A 19,978-nucleotide genomic window follows, 5' to 3' on the forward strand; every position below is an offset into this window, starting at 1 on the left:
TCCAAAGGGGACGCAAAGAGATACAGGGACACGTTCGATGACGGCATCTTGCAATGCCGTCGAGATGATCCGTCAGCCCACGCAGTAGCGGCGCCAGAACTGCCGGTAGCCCTCCTCCACCTTGCGCGTGTAGGTCTCGACATTGCCGGCGGCAGAGCCAGCGACGCGCGCCGGCAGCTCTGCCCTGAGGCGGGCCAGCTGTTCGGGCTGCGCCGCATGTCTCAGCACGATGGCGATGTAGCCGTCGTCATCCTCAGCCACCCAATCGTCGCTGCCGACCGCCTTGACGATGGCCGCCGCGGCGCGCGAGGCCGAGCTGTGGCCGAGCTTGGCGACGACGGGCACGCCGACCTGCAGCGACTCCCAGGTGCTCACACCGCCGTTCTGCGGGAACGGATCGAGCGAGATGTCGATGTTAGCGAACTCGGCGATGTGCTGATCCCGGGGCGACGAGCCGAGACAGGTGATGCGCTCCAGCGGCACGCCATGGGCGACAAAGCGCGCGATCAGGCCGTCGCGCAGCACGGGATCGCTGAGTGCGCCGTTCTTGACGACGATCCGCGAGCCCGGCAGCTGCTGCATCAGCCGCGACCACACACGCAACGCGGGGTCGGAAATCTTGTCGATGCGATTGAACACGCCAAAGGTCACAGCGCCGGTCCGCAGCATCGGCAACGGGCTCGACGCGGGAGCCGGCAACGCGTCGATGGTGATGACGGCCGGCAGATCATAGACCTGCTCGGCGAACAGATGGCGCGCGCTTTCGGGCACGGTGACGGGATCGGCGAAGAAGTAGTCGATCGTCGGCAGGCCGGTGCCGGTCCCGCTTCCCCAGGCCGTGACCTGAATCGGCGCCGGCTTGCGGGCGAACACCGGCAGCCGGTTGCCGGCCGAATGGCCGGAGAGATCGACGAGAATGTCGACCTGATCCGCCTGGATGCGGTCGGCGAGTTCGTCGTCCGACATCTGCGACGCATCGACCCACTCGCTCGCGGCAGCCCGGCAGCGCTCCGTCACCTCGTCCTGAATGACGGAGCAGGAGTAGCAGACGGTCTTGAAGTTCTGCCGGTCGCTGTGCCTCAGCACCGGCAGAAACACAAAAGCTGCGGAATGATTGCGGAAATCCGACGACACATAGCCGATCGTGATGCGCCGCTCCGGATCCATGTCGCGCGGCGCCAGGACGCGCTGCGGAAGGTGGCGTCCGATCCGCTCCCACCAGTCGCGTCGCGCCGCCTGGTGCTGCGCGAAATCGGCGTCGGGCCAGAATTCGAGCGCGAAGATCTTCGCTGTGACGGCGTCGGCAAAGTCGGGCTTGAGCTCGAGCGCCCGGTCGAAGTGCTGCAGGGCCGTGGGGAGGTCGCCCTGCGTGGCGCAGCAGATGCCGAGCCAGCCCCAGGCCGCTTCGGACTTCGGATTGATATCGAGCAGTCTGCGGCAGGCCTGCAAGGCCGATGCGATGTTGCCGTTGTTCAGGCCGATCTGCACCTTGCCGAGCAGCGCCGGCTCCGAGTCCGGCTCACGGGCCAGCGCGGCATCATAATCGACTCCCGCTTCGTCGAACCGGTGCGCCTGCAAATGCAGCCGGCCGCGCTGGGCGATGACCCGGGCCGATCCCGGCTTCATGGCCAGTGCGGCATCGAACGCGGCGAGCGCGGCGTCGTAATGGCGCAGCGCCACGCTGGCGAGCCCGGTGCCGAATTTCGCCTCCATGTGCCGGGGATTGAGCGCGAGCGCGCGGCCAAAGCTCTCATTTGCCTCAGCGTTGCGCTCGAGCGTCAGCAGCGTCATGCCCCGGTTGCAATAGGCGTCGGCGTAGTCCGGCTTCAGCTTGATCGCCCGGTCATGCGCCGCCACCGCCTCGTTCGGCAGGCCGAGATGCATCAGCGTATTGCCGAGGCCGGTGAGAGCAGCGGGGAAATTCGGCCGCGCCGCGATGGCGCGCTCCTGACACTTGCGGGCCTCCTCGTAGCGCTTGCGATTGAACAGCGCGAGGCCGAGATTGGACAGCGCCTCGGCATGGCGCGGCTCGATCTCGACCGCTTTCGTAAGGGCCTGCTCGGCGAGCTCGGTTTGGCCGCCGTCGAGCGCCACCACGCCGAGCAGATGCAGGGAATCGAAATGCTCGGGGAGTAGCGCCAGGATCTGCCCGCACATCGCCTGTGCCTCGGCGAGCCGTCCGGCGCGATAGGCCGCGACCGCGCGCGGCAGGAGGTCATCGACCTGCTTGCGATGCTTCTTCAGGAGTCTCGCATTCTGAAATGCGCGCGAACCAACATTGCCTGCCAAGAGCGGCCTCCACGGACTTGACGCAAAGCACTCACTCACTGAATGGGACTCGAGAACACAACGGGCTACGCCGCGCAATCCGCGCAGCAGCCGTCAGCCGGCAGCGCAGTAATTGCGCCAGAACTGGCGATAGCCCTCCTCGACCTTGCGCGTGTAGGTCTGGACGTTGCCGGCAGATGAATTGGCCACCCGCGCCGGCAACTCGGCCCTGAGGCGGGCCAGCTCTGCCGGATCAGCCGCGTGCTTCAGCGCAATCGCGATGTAGCCGGCATCGTCCTCGGCGACCCAGTCGTCGAGACCGATCGCCTTGACGATCGCGCCGCCGGCGCGCGAGGCCGAGCTGTTGCCGAGCTTGGCCACGACCGGCACGCCGGCCTGCAGCGATTCCCACGTGCTCACGCCGCCGTTCTGCGGAAACGGATCGAGCGAGATGTCGATCTCGGCAAAGGCCGCGATATGCTCCTGGCGCGTCGACGCGCCGAGACAGGTCAGCCGGCTCTCCGCGATGCCTTGAGCAATGAACCGCGCGATCAGCCCATCGCGCAGGAAGGCATCGTCGAGCGCGCCGTTCTTGATCACGATGCGCGCGGACGGGACCGCGCGCAGCAGCGCTGCCCAGACGTCGAGGACCTGATCGGAGATCTTGTCGATGCGGTTGAAGACACCGAAGGTGACATGGCCCTTGTGCAGCATCGGCAGCGGCGTCGGCTTCGCGTCCGGCAGCGGGTCCGTCGTGATCAGCGCCGGCAGGTCATAAACCTGTTCCGCGAACAGCGGTCGAACGGCTTGGGGCACCGTGACAGGATCGGCAAAGAAGTAGTCCATGGTCGGCAGACCGGTGCCGGTGGCGTTGCCCCAGGCCGTGACCTGGACCGGCGCGGGCTTGCGCGCGAACACAGTCAGGCGGTTGCCGGCCGAATGGCCGGAGAGATCGACGAGAACGTCGACCTGGTCCGCCTGGATGCGATCGGCGAGCTCATCGTCGGACAACTGCGTGGCATCCACCCAGACGTCGGCCGCCGCCTTGCACTGCTCGGTGACGGAATCCACCTGCGGCGAGCACGAGTAGCAGATGACCTTGAAGGCGCCGTGGTCGTGATGGCGAAGCACCGGAAGGAAGGTCAGCGCGGCGGAATGGCTGCGGAAGTCCGACGACACGTAGCCGACCGTGATGCGGCGCTCCGGATCGCGGTCGATCGAGGCGAGCTGGCGCTGCGGGATGCGTGAACCGATGCGCTCCCACCATTCGCGCCTGACGGCCTGGTGCACGGCGACGTCGGCACCGGGATAGAAATCGAGCGCGAAGATCTTCTTCAGGATCGCATCCTCGAAATCGGGCTTGATCTCGAGCGCGCGGTCGAAATGCTGGATGGCGGTTGCCGTATCGCCCTGCCTGGCCAGACAGGCGCCGAGCCAGATCAGCGCGACCTCCGAGTTCGGATTCTGCTCGAGCACGCGCTTGCAGGCGAGCATCGCCGGGGCGATCCGCTCGGTCAGCACGCCCACATGCGCCTTGCCGAGCAAGGCAGACTCCAGCCTGGGATCGATCGCCAGCGCGGCCTCGAAGTCGGCATCGGCCTCCGCGAACCGTCCCATCTGCACGTAGAGGCGGCCGCGCTGCGCGATCACGGCAGCCGCTCCGGGCTTGATGGCGAGCGCAGCATTGAAGGCGTCGAGCGCCTGCTCGAGGTGGCGCAGATTGATGCTGACGAGCCCCTTGCCGAACATCGCCTGCATGTGCCGCGGGGCCAGCGCCAAGGCACGATCGAAACTCTGCATGGCGTCTTCGTTACGCTGCAACAGCAGCTGCGCCATGCCCCGGTTGCAATAGCCGTCGGCGAAGTCGGCCTTGAGCGCGATGGCACGATCATGCGCCTCGATCGCTTGAGCGAACAGCTGCATGTTCATCAGCGTGTTGCCGAGGCCGGTCCATGCCGTCGCGAAATTGGGCTTGAGCGCAATGGCGCGCTCCTGCGCCGCGCGTGCCTCCTCGTAGCGCTTGAGGCTGAACAGCGCGAGACCGAGATTGGCGAGAGCCTCGGCATTGCGCGGCTCGATCGCGACGGCGCGCGCGAGCGCCTGCTCGGCCAGATCGAAGCGGCCGCTGTCGAGCGCCGAGGCGCCGAGCAGATGCAGCGCATCGAAATGGTCGGCGACGAGTCCAAGCGCCTGCCCGCAGATCGCCTGGGCATCCGCATGCCGCCCTGCCCGATAGGCCTCGACGGCCTTAGGCATCAGGCCATCGGCCTGCTTGCGGTTCTTCTTCTGCAGGCGCGCGTTCTGGAACGCGCGCGATCCGATCGTGCTTTGCAACGAAGCTCTCCGGGGACCGTTCCGGGGCTGTCTAGCACGGCTCGCGTGATTCGCGGCGAGACCCCCGCTTTACTCGCGGCGGTAATCATCCTCGATTCGGATGATGTCGTCTTCGCCGAGGTAGGACCCGGTCTGGACCTCGATCAGCTCCAGCAGGATCTTGCCGGGATTTTCCAGCCGGTGCACGGCGCCCATCGGGATGTAGATCGATTCGTTCTCGTGAACGGTTTTCACCATCTCGTTGACGGTGACCCGGGCCGCGCCGCGGACAACGATCCAGTGCTCCGAGCGGTGATAATGCTTCTGCAGCGACAGCCGCTGGCCGGGCTTGACGATGATGCGCTTGACCTGGTGGCGCTCGCCATTGTCGACCGACTGGTAGCTGCCCCAGGGACGGTGCACCCTGATATGGGCTTCGGTCACCTCGGGCGCGACGGTCTTGAGCTTGGCGACCAGCCGCTTCAATCCGTTGGCATCGCGCTGCCGCGACACCAGGACGGCGTCCTGGGCGGCCACCACCACGAGATCGTCGACACCTTCGAGCGCGACCAGCGCTTTGTCGGTAACGACGTTGCAATTGCGGGAGTCCTCGAACACGGCGGTGCCGCGCGCGGCGTTGCCCTGCCCGTCCTTGTCCGACAGCTCCCAGACCGCGTGCCAGGAGCCGACATCCGACCAGCCGCACGACACCGGCGCCACGGCGGCCCGCTCGGTCTTCTCCATCACGGCATAGTCGATCGAGATCGGCTTGGCCGCGGCGAAGGCGTCGGAGTCCAGGATGATGAAGCTGAGATCACGGCCGGCCTTGCTCACCGCGTCCGCCACCGTCTGCACGCTGCCCGCATCGAACTTGCGATATTCGTCGAGCAGGACGGACGCGCGGAACATGAAGTTGCCGCTGTTCCAGAGGTAACCCTCGCCGATGTAGCGCTCGGCGGTCGGCTGATCCGGCTTCTCGACGAATTTCGCCACCGCGCGAACTTCGCCAGATACCGCCGCACCCGGGCTAATATAGCCGTATTCGGTGGCCGCGCGTTCCGGATTGACCCCGAAGGTGACGATGCGACCGGCTTCCGCCGCCGCCAGCCCCTGCCGGCAGGCCGCCAGAAACGCCGCCTTGTCACGTACGACGTGGTCGGCGGCGAGCGCCAGCACCACGGCATCCTGATCGCGGGACTGCGCAAACGCGGCCCCGGCCGCGATCGCCGGACCGGAGTCGCGTCGCATCGGTTCCAGCAGGACGTCGGCCTCGATCCCGATCTCGGCCAGTTGCTCGAGCACCATGAAGCGGTACGCCGCATTGGTGATGATGGTGGGGCGCGCGAACAGATCCGCGTCGGAGACCCGCAGCAGGGTGTCCTGGAACGTCGACCTGGCGCCGAACAGCGGCAGGAACTGCTTCGGCCGGACTTCGCGGGACGCCGGCCAGAGCCGGGTTCCGGCGCCACCGCACATGATGAGAGGGATGATGCGTCCGGTCATGTAGTAAAATCCTCAAATCCGATGGTAGTCGCGATACCAGCGCGCGAATCGCGCGATGCCGTCGGCGATCGAAGTCGAGGGCCGGAAGCCGATGTCACGCTCGAGATCGCTGACATCCGCGTAGGTCGCCTCGACGTCTCCCGGCTGCATCGGCAGCATCTCCTTGATGGCCGGCCGCCCGAATTCCTTCTCAAGCAGCGATATCACGTCGGTCAGCTGTTCGGGGTGATTGTTGCCGATATTGTAAATCCGCCATGGCGCGCGGCTGCTCGACGGGTCGGGCTTGTTTCCATCCCAATCCGGGTTTCCCTGTGGCGGCCGGCCGATCAGGTGCACGATCGCCTGCACGATGTCGTCGACATAGGTAAAATCACGCCGCATTTGGCCGTGATTGAACAGCTTCACCGGCTGGCCCGCGAGGATCGCCTTGGCAAAGATGAACATCGCCATGTCTGGCCGGCCCCACGGGCCATAAACGGTAAAAAAGCGCAGCCCCGTCGCCGGCAGCCGGTACAGATGGCTGTAGGAATGCGCCATCAGTTCGTTGGCCTTCTTGCTGGCCGCATAGAGGCTGATCGGATGATCGACATTGTCCCTGACCGAGAACGGCAGCTTGGTGTTGGCGCCATAGACGGACGACGAGGACGCGAACAGCAGATGCCCGCAGCCGTGATGACGGCAGCCTTCGAGCACGTTGATGAAGCCCTCGAGATTGGCATCGACATAGGCGTGCGGATTTTCCAGCGAGTAGCGCACGCCGGCCTGCGCCGCGAGGTGCACCACCGCCGGGAAGCGGTGCGTGGCGAACAGCGCCTTGATGCCACTGCGATCGACCAGATCGAGCTTGTGGAAGGTGAAGCCGGGCTGCGCCTTCAGAATGTCGAGCCGCGCCTCCTTCAGCTTCGGATCGTAGTAGGCGTTGACGTTGTCGATGCCGACGACCTCGCGTCCTTCGGCGAGCAGCCGCTGTGTCAGGTGGAAGCCGATGAAGCCGGCGGCGCCGGTCACGAGGATGGGATGGTCTGCCATGATAGGCTCCGTCAGGGTCGCCACAGTTCGATGGCGGCGGGTTTGCTGGCGCGGTCGAGCTTCATCTTGACGTCGAGCACGAGGCCGCTGTCCTCGCGCAGGAGTCGCTGCACCAGGGGCCAGCCGCCCGCGAGATACTGGTCGTGCGAGACGGCGAGCACGACGGCATCGGCAGGACGGAGCGCGTCGAGCGCCGTGAGGCCGATGCCGTACTCTTCATGCACGGCGGCGTCATCTGCCAAGGGATCAGCGACCTGCACGTCGACGCCGAACGACTGCAATTCGCTGATGATGTCGATCACGCGGGAATTGCGGATATCCGGCACGTTCTCCTTGAAGGTCATGCCGAGAATCGTCACGACGCCGCTGCGTCCCTTCCGCTTCAGCAGCCCGCGAATGCATTCACGCGCGATCCGCCGGCCCATCTCGTCGTTGATGCGACGACCCGCGAGGATGACCTCGGGATGATAGCCGGCCTTCTCGGCGCGGTAGGTCAGATAATAGGGATCGACGCCGATACAGTGCCCGCCGACCAGCCCCGGCGTGAACGGCAGGAAGTTCCACTTGGTCGCCGCCGCCGCGAGCACGTCGCCGGTGTCGATCTCGAGCGCCTGGAAGATCAGCGAGAGTTCGTTCATGAACGCGATGTTGAGATCGCGCTGGGTGTTCTCGATCACCTTGGCCGCCTCGGCGACCTTGATCGAGGGCGCGCGGTGAATGCCCGCGGTGACGACGGAGCCATAGACGGCGGCCACGATCTCCAGCGTCTGCGGGTTCTGCGCCGACACCACCTTCATGATCGTCTCGAAGCGATGCGTCTTGTCACCGGGATTGATGCGTTCAGGCGAATAGCCGGCGTTGAAACCGTCGCCGGCCTTGAGCCCCGAGCAACCCTCGAGCAGCGGGACGCAATCTTCCTCGACCGCGCCGGGATACACTGTGGATTCGTAGACCACGATGTCGCCGCGCTTCAGCACGCCGCCGACCGTCCGCGTGGCGGCCAGCATCGCGCTCAGATCGGGCCGGCGGGCGCTGTCGATCGGCGTCGGGACCGTGACGATGAAGAAATCGGCCGCGGCCATCTCGCCCGGTTCACTCGTGAAGCGCAGCCCCGGACGGCCGAGATCGGCCGCATCGACCTCACAGGTCCGGTCCCGCCCCGCCCGCAATTCGGCGACCCTGCCAGCATCGATGTCGAAGCCGATGACAGGGCAGCCCGCGCGCGCAAACGCAGCGGCGACCGGCAGGCCGACGTAACCAAGGCCTATCACCGCAATCTTCCGGCCATGAGACATAAATTGATATTCCGGTCGTTTCGGAGGCCATTGACGCCACCCCTGCGACTGTTTAGCCACCGGGGCATCAGGACCGCAAGGGGTCGGCCGCGCAACGGCTCGCACCTTGCAGGGGTCCGATCATCTCGCCAGGACGGGAGTTGCGCGTCTCGCACTCGGCTTGGGCCGTTTCAAACCAAGAGCGAAGCCAGCCTGGCATGCGTGCGTTTTTGATTCTTCTCCTCCGGATCGTGGTGTCGCTCGCGCTGCTGTATCTCGCGCTCCGCGGCATCAACTTCGCTGCGATCGGTGAGCGGCTCAGCCAGATCAGCATCGGCTGGATCGTGCTGGCGGTCGCCATCACGATTTGCCAGATCTTCATCGGCGCGCTGCGCTGGCGGGAAATCTCGGCGCTCTGCGGCGCCCCACTGACGGATCTCAGGGCGTTCCGCTACAACATGATCGGCGCCTTCTTCAATCAGACCCTGCCCTCCTCGATCGGCGGCGATGCGGTCCGCCTGTGGCTGATCGGCCGCACCGGCGCCGGCTGGCGCGCGGCCAGTTATTCGATCCTGACCGATCGCGCCGTCGGCTTCATCGCGCTGGCGCTGATCATCGTCGCCAGCCTGCCGTGGAGCTACGGCATGATCGCCGACGACAAGGGACGGCTCGCTCTGGTGCTGGTCGATGCCGCGGCGCTGGCGGCCGGCGTCGGCTTCCTCACCATTGGCATTCTTCCCGCCGCCTGGATGAAGGCGTGGTGGCCGACGCGGCACGTCTATGCCTGCTCGGTGATCGCGAGCAAGGTGATCTTTGGCAGGACGACGGCCGCGAAGATCGCCGTGCTGTCGCTGTCCATCCACGTGCTCGCGGTCGTCATCGCCTGGTGTGCCGTGCGTTCGATCGCGGCATCTGCCGCATTCGAGCAATTGTTCCTGCTGACGCCGCCGATCATGCTGATCACCATGCTGCCGATCTCGATCGCCGGGTGGGGCGTGCGCGAGGCGACGATGATGGTCGCGTTCGGCTATGCCGGGCTGGCGCCGGCCGATGGCACGGTGGTCTCGATCCTGTTCGGCGCGGTGTACTTCATCGTCGGCGGCATGGGCGGCGTGGTGTGGATCCTCAGCGCCGAGAAGGGCAAGGGCGGCATGACCGTGCCCGCCACGGTCGAAGACTGAGCTACCGGGCGCCGGCCCATTCGTCGTGCCACGCCTCGGCCATCAGCACGTTCCACAGCCAGTAGGAATGATTGTGGCGGCGGCTGAGATGCTCGTCGAACATGCGCGTCACGCGCGCGGGATCGAACAGGCCCTGCCGCTTCAATCGCGCCGGCGACAACAGGTCTGCGGCCCACGACTTCAGCGGCCCGCGCAGCCACGCATCGAGCGGAATGCTGAAGCCGGTCTTCGGCCGGTCGATCATCTCGGCCGGGACATGGCGGTACAGGACCTGCCGCACCAGCCACTTGCCGCGACCGTCGCGCACCTTCATCCCGGCCGGAACACGGGTTGAGAATTCGACGACGTCCTTGTCGAGGAACGGCACACGCGTCTCCAACGCCACCGCCATGGCGGCGCGGTCGACCTTCTGCAGGATGTCGTCGCTCAGATAGCTCAGGGAATCCGCGAGCGTCATGCGATCGAGCGGGTCGAGATCCGCCACGCCCTGTCGCATCTGCTCGCCGGCCCAGCTCGCGCGCTCCTCGCCCGACAGCACCGTATGCGTCGGATCCGGATCGATCGAGCACAGCGCGCGGTACAAGCCGTCAAATCCATCAGCCGCAACGAGACGTCCGAGCTTGGCAACCTGATCTCCGGGATGCCGGACCTTGAACCGGCCCGGCAGCAGCGGCTGCAACGCCCCGAGGACGGTGTCGGCCGGTTCCGGAGCGATGGCGCCGAGCGCGGCACCGAGTGCGCGCCGCAGCGGCAGCGGCCAGCGGCCAAGACGCGCTTGCAGCGCGCCGCCCCAGACATGCCTGTTGTAGCCGCCGAACAACTCGTCCCCGGCATCGCCTGACAACGCGACGGTGACGTGCCGGCGGGCGAGTTGCGCGACGAGATGCGTGGGAATCTGCGAGGAGTCGGCGAACGGCTCGTCATAGATGCGCGGCAGCTTCGGGATCACGTCCATCGCGGTGCGCGCGTCGACATACAGCTCGGTATGATCGGTGCCGAGATGATCAGCGACTCGCCGCGCATCCTCGGCCTCGTTGTAGCCGCCTTCAGCAAAGCCGATGCTGAAGGTGCGCACCGGCTGGCCAGCCTGCGCCTGCATCAGGGCGACGATCGTCGAGGAATCCACGCCACCCGAGAGAAATGCGCCGAGCGGCACGTCCGACAAGCACTGGCGCTTGACGGCGATGCTCAGCAATTGCTCGAGGCGTTCAGTCGCCTCGGTCGCGTTGCTGATTCGCGCGCGCTGCGCGGCCGCGACGCGGTCACGCAGCGACCAATAGGCCTGCGGGGCGGGCCAGGATCCCGGTGTGGCTTCGGCGCCAAAGCAGATGAACGAAGCCGCCGGCAGCTTGCGCACGCCGGTCCAGATCGTGGCGGGCGCGGGAACGTAGGAGTAGCGCATGTACGAGGTCAGCGACGCACGATCGAGCGACGGCGCCCATGCAGGATGCGCGGCAAGCGCCTTCAGCTCGGAGCCGAACACCAGGTCGCCGCCGCTCCAGCCGTAGAACAGCGGCTTCTCGCCAAACCTGTCGCGCGCAAGGATCAGCTGCCGCGTCTCCGCGTCCCACAGCGCGAAGGCGAACATTCCGATGAGGCGCTGCAGCGCCGGCCCGACGCCCCATTGCGTGACCGCGGCCAGCAACGTTTCCGTGTCGGAATGCCCGCGCCAATTCGGTGCGAGGTTGGCGGCCTCGAGCTCGGCGCGAATCTCGGGATGATTGTAGATCTCGCCGTTGAAGGTGATGGTGTAGCGCCCACAGGCACTGTGCATCGGCTGCGCGCCAGCCTCCGAAAGATCGATGATCGCCAGACGGCGCTGCCCCAGGCCGATCCCTGCGGCAGGCTGGATCCACAGCCCGCTGGCATCCGGGCCGCGATGCGCCAGCGCTTCCGTCATGCGGACGATGGCGCCGGTCAGCCTGCCCTCATCGGCGCCACCGGGACTGAAAAGACCGGCAATGCCGCACATGAATAGATCTTCCCGGATTCCTTGGGTGCGAAGCTGACGAAGTCCATCCCATTTCGCATCGATCACCCGATGCCGACGGGCCACCGCACGAGAGGTTTTGCACGGCGATTGTGAAAATACAATATCGGCGAACGGAGCCAACTATCGCGCTCCGCAAAAATGCATTATGGGGTGAGGTACAAATCCGAACGGACCGCCCAGGTCTCGTGGTCTTGCGTGCTCCGATTCCGAAGTTCGCTTCTTTCCGCATGCACCGCGGTTCGCGAACCTTGGCATCGAAGTGCAGTCCGCGGCTTCATTTTCGTCATACCTCGAAGATGAGGTTCCGGTGGGGGCGAGCAGGCATACCGATCCGATCTTCCCGATCCGATCTTCATGTTCTTCGCGCCAATAGAGCTAGTTTTGCGTGAAAGCCCGGCGATGAGACCGATAGATCAAACCACCAAACGCACCGACGTCAGCATTGATACGAGCTACCGACCGGACATCGACGGCCTGCGCTGCATTGCTGTGATGCTGGTCGTCATCTATCACCTGTTTCCCAAAGCGGTGCGCGGCGGTTTCATCGGCGTTGACATCTTCTTCGTGATCTCCGGCTATCTGATCACCTCGATCCTGTATTCCAGCCTGCAGCTCGGAACCTACAGCATCCTGACCTTCTATCAGCGGCGCATTCGGCGTATTTTCCCGGCGCTCGTCGTCGTGCTCGCGGTCACCTTCGCCGTCGGATGCGTGACGCTCTCTCCCGAGGAACTCGTATCGCTCGGCCAGACGACATTCGGCGGCGCGACGTTCTCCGCCAATCTCGTGCTGCTGAAGCAGATCGGATATTTCGACATCGCCGCCGAGAACAAGCCGCTGCTGCATCTCTGGTCGCTGGGGGTCGAGGAGCAGTTCTACATCGGCTGGCCGCTGATCCTCACCGCCGCCTACCGGTCCAAACTCAATCTGACGACGCTCGTCAGCACGATCTTCGCAGCATCGTTCATTCTCAACATCGCGATCGTCTACAAGCATCCGGACTGGGCGTTCTATTTTCCTCTGTCGCGCGCCTGGGAGCTCGCGGCCGGCGCCGCGGTCGTGTTCGTCGGCCAGCTGCTGCAGAAGCCGGCGCTGATTGCGGCGCATGATCGTATCGATCGCGCGCTCGCCGCGATCGTCTGGGACCCTGCCCGCAGGACCCACCTGCCGAAAGTCGCAAGCGACGTTCGGGCCTCGTTCGGCGTCATCCTCATCCTGGTGGCGGCATTCAGCCTCACGAGCCGCATGCCCTTTCCGGGCTACGCCGCGCTGTTGCCGGTAATCGGCGCCTTGCTCCTGATCTCGGCTCCCGGTTCGCTGTTCAATCGTCGGGTGCTCGGCAGCCGTCCCTTCGTGTTCATCGGCCTGATCAGCTATCCGCTCTATCTCTGGCATTTCCCCCTGGTCGCCTATGCACGGCTGACCAGCGACGACGTTCTCCGCCCGCCCAGTCTGCTCGCGATCGGCGCAGCCAGTATCCTGCTCGCGTGGCTGACCTATCGTTTCGTGGAATCACCCATTCGGTTCCAACCGTTCGGGCGCAAACGGATCGTGGCGCTCGCCAGTGCCATGTCGCTGCTCGCGATCGCCGGGGGCGTGGCCGTGTGGGGCGACGGATTTGAAAGCCGTCTGCCGGAGAAGGTCCGAGACTATGTTGCAGCAAACCGCGGCACTGAGACAGCGGTGCACTGGCGCCGCGGAAGCTGCCTTCTCTTGCCGGAGCAGGACGCCAGCCAGTTCGGAGCGGAGTGCACGGCGGATCGTCGGCGTCCGTTGGTGCTGCTGTGGGGCGACTCCTATGCCGCCGCGCTCTACCCGGGCATGACGGCCCTGCAGCGCGAGTACGAGTTCGGTATCGCGGAGCTCACCGCGAGCGCCTGTCCGCCTGCTCTCGGCTTCGTCCAGCCATTGCGTCCATTCTGCACCGGTGCCAACGAGGAGGTGGTCCGGAAGATCGACGATATCAAGCCGGACATCGTTCTGCTGCACTCCACCTGGATGGTGGATCTGACCAGCGTCGAGCCGATGCTGCAGCGGACGGTGAGCAGGATTCGGGATACGGGCGTGAAACGGATCGTCATCGTCGGCCTTGTTCCGTCCTGGCGCGGCCGGAGCCTCCCGCAGAATCTGGTCGACTACTACCTCAAGGATCCGACGCATCCGCTGTTGCCGGAACGCACGACCTTCCGCTTATACCCGAGCCAGGAGCAGAACGAGAAGCTGAAGGCGATCGCGGCGCGGTTGAAGGTCGAGTTCATCTCTCCGCTCGATGTCATGTGCGACCAGTCCGGCTGCCTCACGCGCGTGGGAGATGCTCCTGGCGACCTGACTGCCTTCGACACCGGTCATCTCACCGTGCCGGGATCGACCTATCTCGCTCGGGCGATCAAGTCCCAGATCTTCAAGAACAGCATCCGCGACCTAGAAAAACCCGCTCAATGACATCCGTCCTTTTTCCCGGCGCGTCTCATGGCGCCAATTTCAAGCTTCGCACCGCGCAGTTCGTCTTCCGCAGATGCCCGTATTTCGTCAGCACGCTCGTCTTCCTGATCTGGCGGTCGACGACGGGCAACAAGGGACTCGATCAGTTCTTCAACCTGCCTTCGCCGCGGTATCGAATGATCTGCGACCTTCTGACTCGGATCCCCGGCGTGTCCGAGACCGCGCGCTTCATGCTCGACAGCGAAACCATCGACCGCGCAGTCTGCGACATCATCGAATACGGTCCGGATCGCCAGCTCGGCTCCAGCAGCCAATATCTGGAGGCCACCAGCCGCATCCTCGGTCACTTCGAGTTTCACGGAAAGCTCGGCCAGGAGCACTATCGAGCGGCCATCCCAAACGACGACATCTACGACAACGACCGCGCCATGGCCGACGCGATCGACCGGTTTGACACGTTGGATGGCAGCGAACGCAGCAGGGTCGGCGGATGGCTGTACTTTGCGCTCAGGAAGCTGCTGCTGCTGGTCTATCACGACGGCCGTGGCGAGCAGGTACCCCAAATTGGGGCCCGCTCCTTGCAGCTGCAGTCGAGGCTCCGCCGCGATCTCCCCCGCCCGTCGAAGGAGCTCGCCCGCATTCTCGACAGCCACGACATCGACATGAGGGACCTCAAGCTGATATCGCCCGACTGGTCGGCGCTGATCGGCCACATGGGCCATCTCGACGTGCATCTGCGGATGCGCGAGATGGGCTGGTGGAAGGGCGCGCCGCTGCTCGCGACCTATAGCGGCAGGATCGCCAACCGGCCGTTCCTGTCATTGTTGCAGGAGCGGTGCCCCGTCGTCGTTCTCGAGGAGGGATTGAAGCCCGAGGTCTGGGTCGAACTCTGTGGTTTGACCAAATATTTCGGCGTCTCGCATCAGATCTGGGGCACCGAAGAGCGGCCCGCCGGCTACTGGAACGATTGGGGCGCCGTGGCTCTCAAGGAGTGGAGCGATCGCGGTCTCGGCTATCCCATGCGGGACGCCTATGATCGCCAGTTCCAGACGAGCGACGAGGCGATGAGCTCGTTCGATGCCATGCGGCAGCACTTCGGCATGACGCAGGACGACTGGTACGTCTGTCTCCACATGCGCGACGCCAATACACGCGGCGAGAAGGAAGGTCGCGGCGAGACCGTGCGCAATGCGAGCCTCGCGAACTATCTCGACACGGTCAAATACATCACCGCGCAGGGTGGATGGGTCGTGCGCATGGGCGGCCCCAATGTCCCGCCGCTGCCGTCCCTGCCCCGCGTGATCGACTACGCCCGCTCGAGCTTCCGGTCCCCGCTGATGGACCTCCATCTGGTCCGCAACGCGCGCTACTTCATCGGCACGACGTCCGGCTTTGCCTACGTCGCGACCGGCTTCGGCGTTCCGACGGTCATGGTCAACTGCATCAGCTCGATCGGCCTGCTCTGGACTGAGAACACCCGCTTCGCGCTCAAGCCGCTCCGCACCACGGCCGGCCGGCTGCTGACCCAGCGTGAGCTCACGTCAGATCGCTGGCGATGGTCGTTCCCGACCCACGAATCGCTCTCGGAGGCCGGCCTCGTTCTCGGTGAGAACAGCTCGGACGAGATCCTGGAGACGGTCAAGGAGGTCGAGCAGATCGCCCTCGGCCACACGGCCCGATCGCCGCTGATCGCGCGTTGGGAAGCCTCACTCAGCATCCCAGGCTTTTTCGGCGCCTCGCTGCCCAGCCGCCACTTCCTGGAAAAGTACGAGACGCAGTTCCTGGACTAGGGTTTCAGCCCCGTGCACGCGGCTCGTCGAAGCCGCTCGACAGACCGGCCTGGGCGGTCATCTCCCGCCCGGTGCGGAGCATTGCTCGACGGGCCGGTTGCTGGCGTCAGGCTTCCGATCGCAGGCAGGAAACCATCGATCGACCAGCTTGCCCGCATCGCGAGACAGACCGGTCGTGGTGACATCGACGGTCCGGCACAGCAGCGTCGACACGCCGAACACGACGGCCGTCGTCACCAGCATCGTGACCGCGGCATTGACCGCATAGGGCTGATGTCCCAACGCCAGCGCGCAAGCAGCAGCCACGCTGCAGATGATCGGGATGTGGACGAGGTAGAGCACGAAGGAGAGCCGGCCGAGGTACTGTCCGAATGCACCGCCAAGCCAGGACTGAAGCCTCTTGTTGTAAAGCAGCGCCCCGACCACCAAGACCGCCCCGATCATGTGGGACGCCGTCGTCGGCAGGCTCCTGGGAAAGAACGAGTGCCAGGCCGGCACGATGCCTTCAGGTGTATGGGAATAGGCCCCGAAATAGAGCCCGACCAGGAACACCATGCCGGTCAGGATCTCGCGCACATGCGACGATGGCACGAGCCGCACGAGCGTGGCCCCGACCCACGCCTCGAACTCGTGAAACAGCACGCCGACGGCGAACAGCGCATAATAGGAGTCGTAGTTCAAGGCCAGATAGAGCACGGTGGCCGCGATCCGCACCGTGACGTTGCGAAAGCACACATAGGCCAGGAAGATCGTAACCGAGCCGATCAGCTCGATGCGCATGGTCCAGAGATTGGAGTTGTAGTCCGCGCGGCCGTTGCGGAAGGCATCGTAGAGCGCCTCACGCACCATGCTCCAGAAGCTCGGTTCGAACCCCTGGTACCACATCGCGAGCCATTCGCTGTGAGTGACGATACGCGCCGCCGCGACGTTGCTCATCAGTCCCGCAGCCATGATCGCCCACGCGATCGTCGAAGTCATGAGCATCGGCATGGCGAGCCGGAGATAGCGGCGCACCGTCTGGGCCGTCAGACTCAAGGTGGTCGCCTCGCTGAAACCTGCGAGCACATAGCCGCTCAGGACGAAGAAGATGCAGACCGCGAACGAACCCTTCCAGATCCAGCTCACCAGCGAAACCCCGAGCCAGGTCTCGGCCGCAAAATGCATTTCATCCGGCTTGAAGCTCACCAGGCCCGGAAACACGGCCAGGACGAGATGTCCGAAGAAGACGATGCAGGCCGCACTGCCCCGCAAGCCGTCGAGGAACGGACGCCGCGTTGCCTCACCAAGGTCGGCCTTCGATACGTCCCGCCCCACGATCCCTCCTGCCCCGGCTCGGTCGAACGAGGACTGCTAGCAGCCTCGATGGGTTTTCCCAAGCGGATCCTTCGCTGCGCGCGTAGCGCGCGGGCAACAGCCGAACCTCGTCTCGACACGTCGCATGGCGAGTCCGGGCCCCAGCTTGGCAGCCAAGGTCAGAGTTGATACGGTCGCCGCCCCGTACCGCCGTGGCCGCGACATGCTCTTCACTCAATTCGAGTTCATCTTTCTGTTTCTGCCGGTGACTTTCGCCGGCTATTTCGTCATTGGACGCTCTTTCGCCGATCCTGCGCCACGGCTCGCCTGGCTGGCCGCAGCCTCGCTCGTGTTCTATGCCAATTGGGACGTCAGCTTCGTTCCGATCATCGTCACGTCGATCGTCGTCAATTACGTCATGGGCCTGCTGATCGCCCGGCAGACCGCGAAGCCCGCGCGAACCCGGCTGTTCGCCATGGCCGTCGCTGCCAATCTGCTCGCCCTTGCGTTCTTCAAGTACACCAATTTCGGCATCGATATTATCGATGCGATCACACGCACCCGGCATTCCCACCTCGACATCGCGCTGCCGCTCGGAATCTCGTTCTTCACCTTCACCCAGCTCGCCTATCTGGCCGACGTCTATGCCGGCCTGGCAACCGAACGCAGCTTCATCAAGTACACCCTGTTCGTCACCTACTTTCCCCATCTGATCGCGGGCCCGATCCTGCATCATCGCGAGATGATGCCGCAATTCGGCTCGGAAGAGAGCAAGCGCCTGTCCGCCGAGCGCGTCGCGACCGGTCTCACCATCTTCATCATCGGATTGTTCAAGAAGGCCGTGATCGCGGACGGCTTCGCCTTGATCGCCAATCCGGTGTTCCAGACCGCGACCCGGTTTCACCTTCATGCGATCGATGCCTGGGGCGGTGCGCTGGCCTATTCGCTGCAGATCTATTTCGACTTCTCCGGCTACTGCGACATGGCCATCGGCCTGTCGCTGCTGTTCGGGATCCGGCTGCCGTTCAATTTCGACGCGCCCTATAAGTCGCACAGCATCATCGAGTTCTGGCGCCGCTGGCACATCACGCTGTCGCGCTTTCTCAGGGACTATCTGTACATTCCTCTTGGCGGCAACCGTCAGGGTCCGACTCGGCGCCGCGTCAACCTGTTCCTGACGATGTTGATCGGTGGCCTGTGGCACGGGGCCGGCTTCACCTTCGTGATCTGGGGCGCTCTCCACGGACTTTATCTGATCGTCAATCATCTCTGGCGCGAGATCGTCGGCCGCTCGCCGGCATTGCAGCAGCAGGCCGGGAAAATCTGGTATGCGGTCACGGCGCTGGTGCTGACGCAGTTCGCGGTCGTGATCGCCTGGGTGTTCTTTCGGGCTGATACGCCGAAGATCGCCGGCCGCGTGCTGCGCGCCATGGTCGGAGCGTCGCAGCCCGACCAGCTCGCTCAGACGACGACGGTCACCTGGCTCTCGCTGGCCGCGGTGATCGCGGGCTATGCGGCCTGCCTGCTGCTGCCCAACGTCAATGCCATGTTCGAACGCTGGAATGTCGGGCTCGACAGCTACAGCAATCCGCGACGCTGGAGCGTGGTGGATCTGACGTGGCGGCCGTCGACCGGCTGGGCGGTCGCGGCATCGCTGGTCTGTACCGTTGCACTGCTCGTGAGCCTGCTGGCCGGCGACGGCTCGCAGTTTCTGTACTTCCAGTTCTGACACCGGCGGAGCGCGTCGTGTTGGACCATCGAACGGCTGACGACACCATGTCCGAGATCGCGTATTCGCCCAAGGCGACGCGAGCGGAGTGCCCACGTGCGATGACGCGCTATCTCATCATCCTGATCGGGACGGCCGTCGCCACGGTCATGGGTCTCGTGGCGGTTGGTCTTTCGACCGGCGGCCCGTTGTCGAGAGCCGACCACATCGGACAGATTCCGCTCGACGAGGACTACGGCTACTACCGCAACTACGGCGACTGGATGAGCCGTGAGATCCAGGATCGTGACATACTCTACCACGGCATTGGTCAGTCGATCGAGCGGGCTCGCCAGGCCGACATCATCCTGCTCGGCCACTCGATGGTGCTGTGGGCCTTCGATCCGGCGCAGCTGCGCGCGTTCGAGCGCAAGCACGGCGTGAAGATCTACAACATGGGATCGGCGGGAGACGCGAGCGGCGAATTCCTGCGCCGCGTCGTCACGCGCTGGCAATTGCACCCGAAGCTCTGGCTCCTCAATGCGGACGACAAGGGCGGCAGCTTCTTCGACGTCAAGCTCGAGGACCAGGGGCTTTCAGGCTCGGGCTCGGCCGTCCAGGTGGTTCGACATGGCTGGCTGAAGGGCTATGCGACGGTCGCCACTCGCAACATCCGCTGGCGCATCCAACAATATCTGGCAGCCCGTCTGCCGGCCGGCATCAAATCGGTTGTCCTCCCCGGCCCGGGATTGCAGCTGTGGCGCAACATCGACACCGGCGATTGGTATCTCGACCGGATGCCGAATTATCTCGCCCCCTTGCACAACCCGGCCATCACGCTCACGCGGGACCAGAACTGCCCGACTTCGCCCGACGAGATTGAAAAGGCGAAGACGTTCACGGCCAGCATCGGCGGCAGGTCGGCCTTGATGCTCATTCCCTATTGGGGCTTCTGTGCGCTTCGCGTGCAACAGATCGCGCAAGCTCTCGATCTCGACGTGATGATCCCGAGCAAGACGGCGTATACGTCGGGGGATGGCGGCGGTCATTTGGATCGCGACGGCGCCCGCGCCTTTACCGCTGACTTTCTGAGCGAGCTCGAGCGACTTCCGAGCTTCCGGGCCATCACGGCTTCCCGTGAGCCCTCTGCAGCGCTCAAGCATTGATCGAAATCTTCAAGCGGC

Annotated in this window: 12 protein-coding genes; 5 read left to right on the forward strand and 7 right to left on the reverse strand. The window is 64.8% G+C overall.

The features are described 5' to 3' along the window. Nucleotides 1-72: 72 nt before the first annotated feature. The 5 genes from ACQR07_RS05070 to ACQR07_RS05090 all read right to left on the reverse strand — a co-directional run bounded on the left by ACQR07_RS05070 (nucleotide 73) and on the right by ACQR07_RS05090 (nucleotide 8,408). The gene (locus tag ACQR07_RS05070) at nucleotides 73-2,289 is read right to left on the reverse strand and encodes a tetratricopeptide repeat protein (RefSeq protein WP_434901246.1); all 2,217 of its coding nucleotides are present in this window, start codon (nucleotides 2,287-2,289) and stop codon (nucleotides 73-75) included. Between the two features lie 93 nt (nucleotides 2,290-2,382). Continuing rightward, a complete protein-coding gene (locus tag ACQR07_RS05075) occupies nucleotides 2,383-4,602 on the reverse strand; it encodes a tetratricopeptide repeat protein (protein WP_434901247.1) in 2,220 nt (739 codons plus the stop codon). A gap of 69 nt (nucleotides 4,603-4,671) precedes the next feature. After that, nucleotides 4,672-6,084 carry a mannose-1-phosphate guanylyltransferase/mannose-6-phosphate isomerase gene (locus tag ACQR07_RS05080; protein WP_434901248.1) on the reverse strand — a complete coding sequence of 471 codons (1,413 nt, stop codon included), beginning with the start codon at nucleotides 6,082-6,084 and terminating at the stop codon, nucleotides 4,672-4,674. A 12-nt stretch (nucleotides 6,085-6,096) separates the two neighbouring features. Beyond that, the gene (locus tag ACQR07_RS05085; protein ID WP_434901249.1) at nucleotides 6,097-7,113 is read right to left on the reverse strand and encodes an NAD-dependent epimerase; all 1,017 of its coding nucleotides are present in this window, start codon (nucleotides 7,111-7,113) and stop codon (nucleotides 6,097-6,099) included. Nucleotides 7,114-7,124: 11 nt separating this feature from the next. After that, on the reverse strand, nucleotides 7,125-8,408 hold the full coding sequence (locus ACQR07_RS05090) for a nucleotide sugar dehydrogenase (RefSeq protein ID WP_434901250.1): 1,284 nt from the start codon (nucleotides 8,406-8,408) through the stop codon (nucleotides 7,125-7,127). Nucleotides 8,409-8,605: 197 nt separating this feature from the next. Between ACQR07_RS05090 and ACQR07_RS05095 the strand changes: the two genes are divergently transcribed. Then, complete coding sequence (locus tag ACQR07_RS05095) at nucleotides 8,606-9,568, forward strand: lysylphosphatidylglycerol synthase transmembrane domain-containing protein (RefSeq protein WP_434901251.1); 963 nt, start codon at nucleotides 8,606-8,608, stop codon at nucleotides 9,566-9,568. A gap of 1 nt (nucleotide 9,569) precedes the next feature. Here ACQR07_RS05095 and asnB read toward each other — a convergent pair whose 3' ends face one another. After that, nucleotides 9,570-11,540, reverse strand: coding sequence for an asparagine synthase (glutamine-hydrolyzing) (asnB, locus tag ACQR07_RS05100; protein ID WP_434901252.1), 1,971 nt, complete (start codon nucleotides 11,538-11,540; stop codon nucleotides 9,570-9,572). Nucleotides 11,541-11,960: 420 nt separating this feature from the next. Between asnB and ACQR07_RS05105 the strand changes: the two genes are divergently transcribed. Next, a complete protein-coding gene (locus tag ACQR07_RS05105; RefSeq protein WP_434901253.1) occupies nucleotides 11,961-14,003 on the forward strand; it encodes an acyltransferase family protein in 2,043 nt (680 codons plus the stop codon). After that, on the forward strand, nucleotides 14,000-15,793 hold the full coding sequence (locus ACQR07_RS05110; protein WP_434901254.1) for a TIGR04372 family glycosyltransferase: 1,794 nt from the start codon (nucleotides 14,000-14,002) through the stop codon (nucleotides 15,791-15,793). The genes ACQR07_RS05105 and ACQR07_RS05110 overlap by 4 nt, the downstream gene beginning before the upstream one ends. Nucleotides 15,794-15,850: 57 nt before the next feature. On the opposite strand, the gene ACQR07_RS05115 is transcribed toward ACQR07_RS05110, so the two are convergent. After that, entirely contained in the window at nucleotides 15,851-17,107 is a 1,257-nt protein-coding gene (locus ACQR07_RS05115; protein ID WP_434901255.1) for an acyltransferase family protein, read from the reverse strand. 202 nt (nucleotides 17,108-17,309) lie between these two features. Between ACQR07_RS05115 and ACQR07_RS05120 the strand changes: the two genes are divergently transcribed. Both ACQR07_RS05120 and ACQR07_RS05125 read left to right on the forward strand, forming a co-directional pair. Beyond that, nucleotides 17,310-18,815 (forward strand): MBOAT family O-acyltransferase, encoded by a 1,506-nt coding sequence (locus tag ACQR07_RS05120; RefSeq protein ID WP_434901256.1) that lies wholly within the window; start codon nucleotides 17,310-17,312, stop codon nucleotides 18,813-18,815. Then, complete coding sequence (locus ACQR07_RS05125) at nucleotides 18,704-19,960, forward strand: hypothetical protein (protein WP_434901257.1); 1,257 nt, start codon at nucleotides 18,704-18,706, stop codon at nucleotides 19,958-19,960. The genes ACQR07_RS05120 and ACQR07_RS05125 overlap by 112 nt, the downstream gene beginning before the upstream one ends. Nucleotides 19,961-19,978 lie beyond the last annotated feature (18 nt).

The sequence above is a fragment of the Bradyrhizobium sp. HKCCYLS20291 genome, from assembly GCF_051167715.1.
In the GTDB taxonomy this organism is placed as follows: Bacteria; Pseudomonadota; Alphaproteobacteria; order Rhizobiales; family Xanthobacteraceae; genus Bradyrhizobium.

Excerpts from the sequence above, each read along its gene's own strand:
- ACQR07_RS05090 (WP_434901250.1), bottom strand. The coding sequence starts at position 8,408 with ATGTCTCATGGCCGGAAGATTGCGGTGATAGGCCTTGGTTACGTCGGC.
- ACQR07_RS05120 (WP_434901256.1), top strand. The coding sequence starts at position 17,310 with ATGCTCTTCACTCAATTCGAGTTCATCTTTCTGTTTCTGCCGGTGACT.
- ACQR07_RS05085 (WP_434901249.1), bottom strand. The coding sequence starts at position 7,113 with ATGGCAGACCATCCCATCCTCGTGACCGGCGCCGCCGGCTTCATCGGC.
- asnB (WP_434901252.1), bottom strand. The coding sequence starts at position 11,540 with ATGTGCGGCATTGCCGGTCTTTTCAGTCCCGGTGGCGCCGATGAGGGC.
- ACQR07_RS05110 (WP_434901254.1), top strand. The coding sequence starts at position 14,000 with ATGACATCCGTCCTTTTTCCCGGCGCGTCTCATGGCGCCAATTTCAAG.
- ACQR07_RS05095 (WP_434901251.1), top strand. The coding sequence starts at position 8,606 with ATGCGTGCGTTTTTGATTCTTCTCCTCCGGATCGTGGTGTCGCTCGCG.
- ACQR07_RS05105 (WP_434901253.1), top strand. The coding sequence starts at position 11,961 with ATGAGACCGATAGATCAAACCACCAAACGCACCGACGTCAGCATTGAT.
- ACQR07_RS05080 (WP_434901248.1), bottom strand. The coding sequence starts at position 6,084 with ATGACCGGACGCATCATCCCTCTCATCATGTGCGGTGGCGCCGGAACC.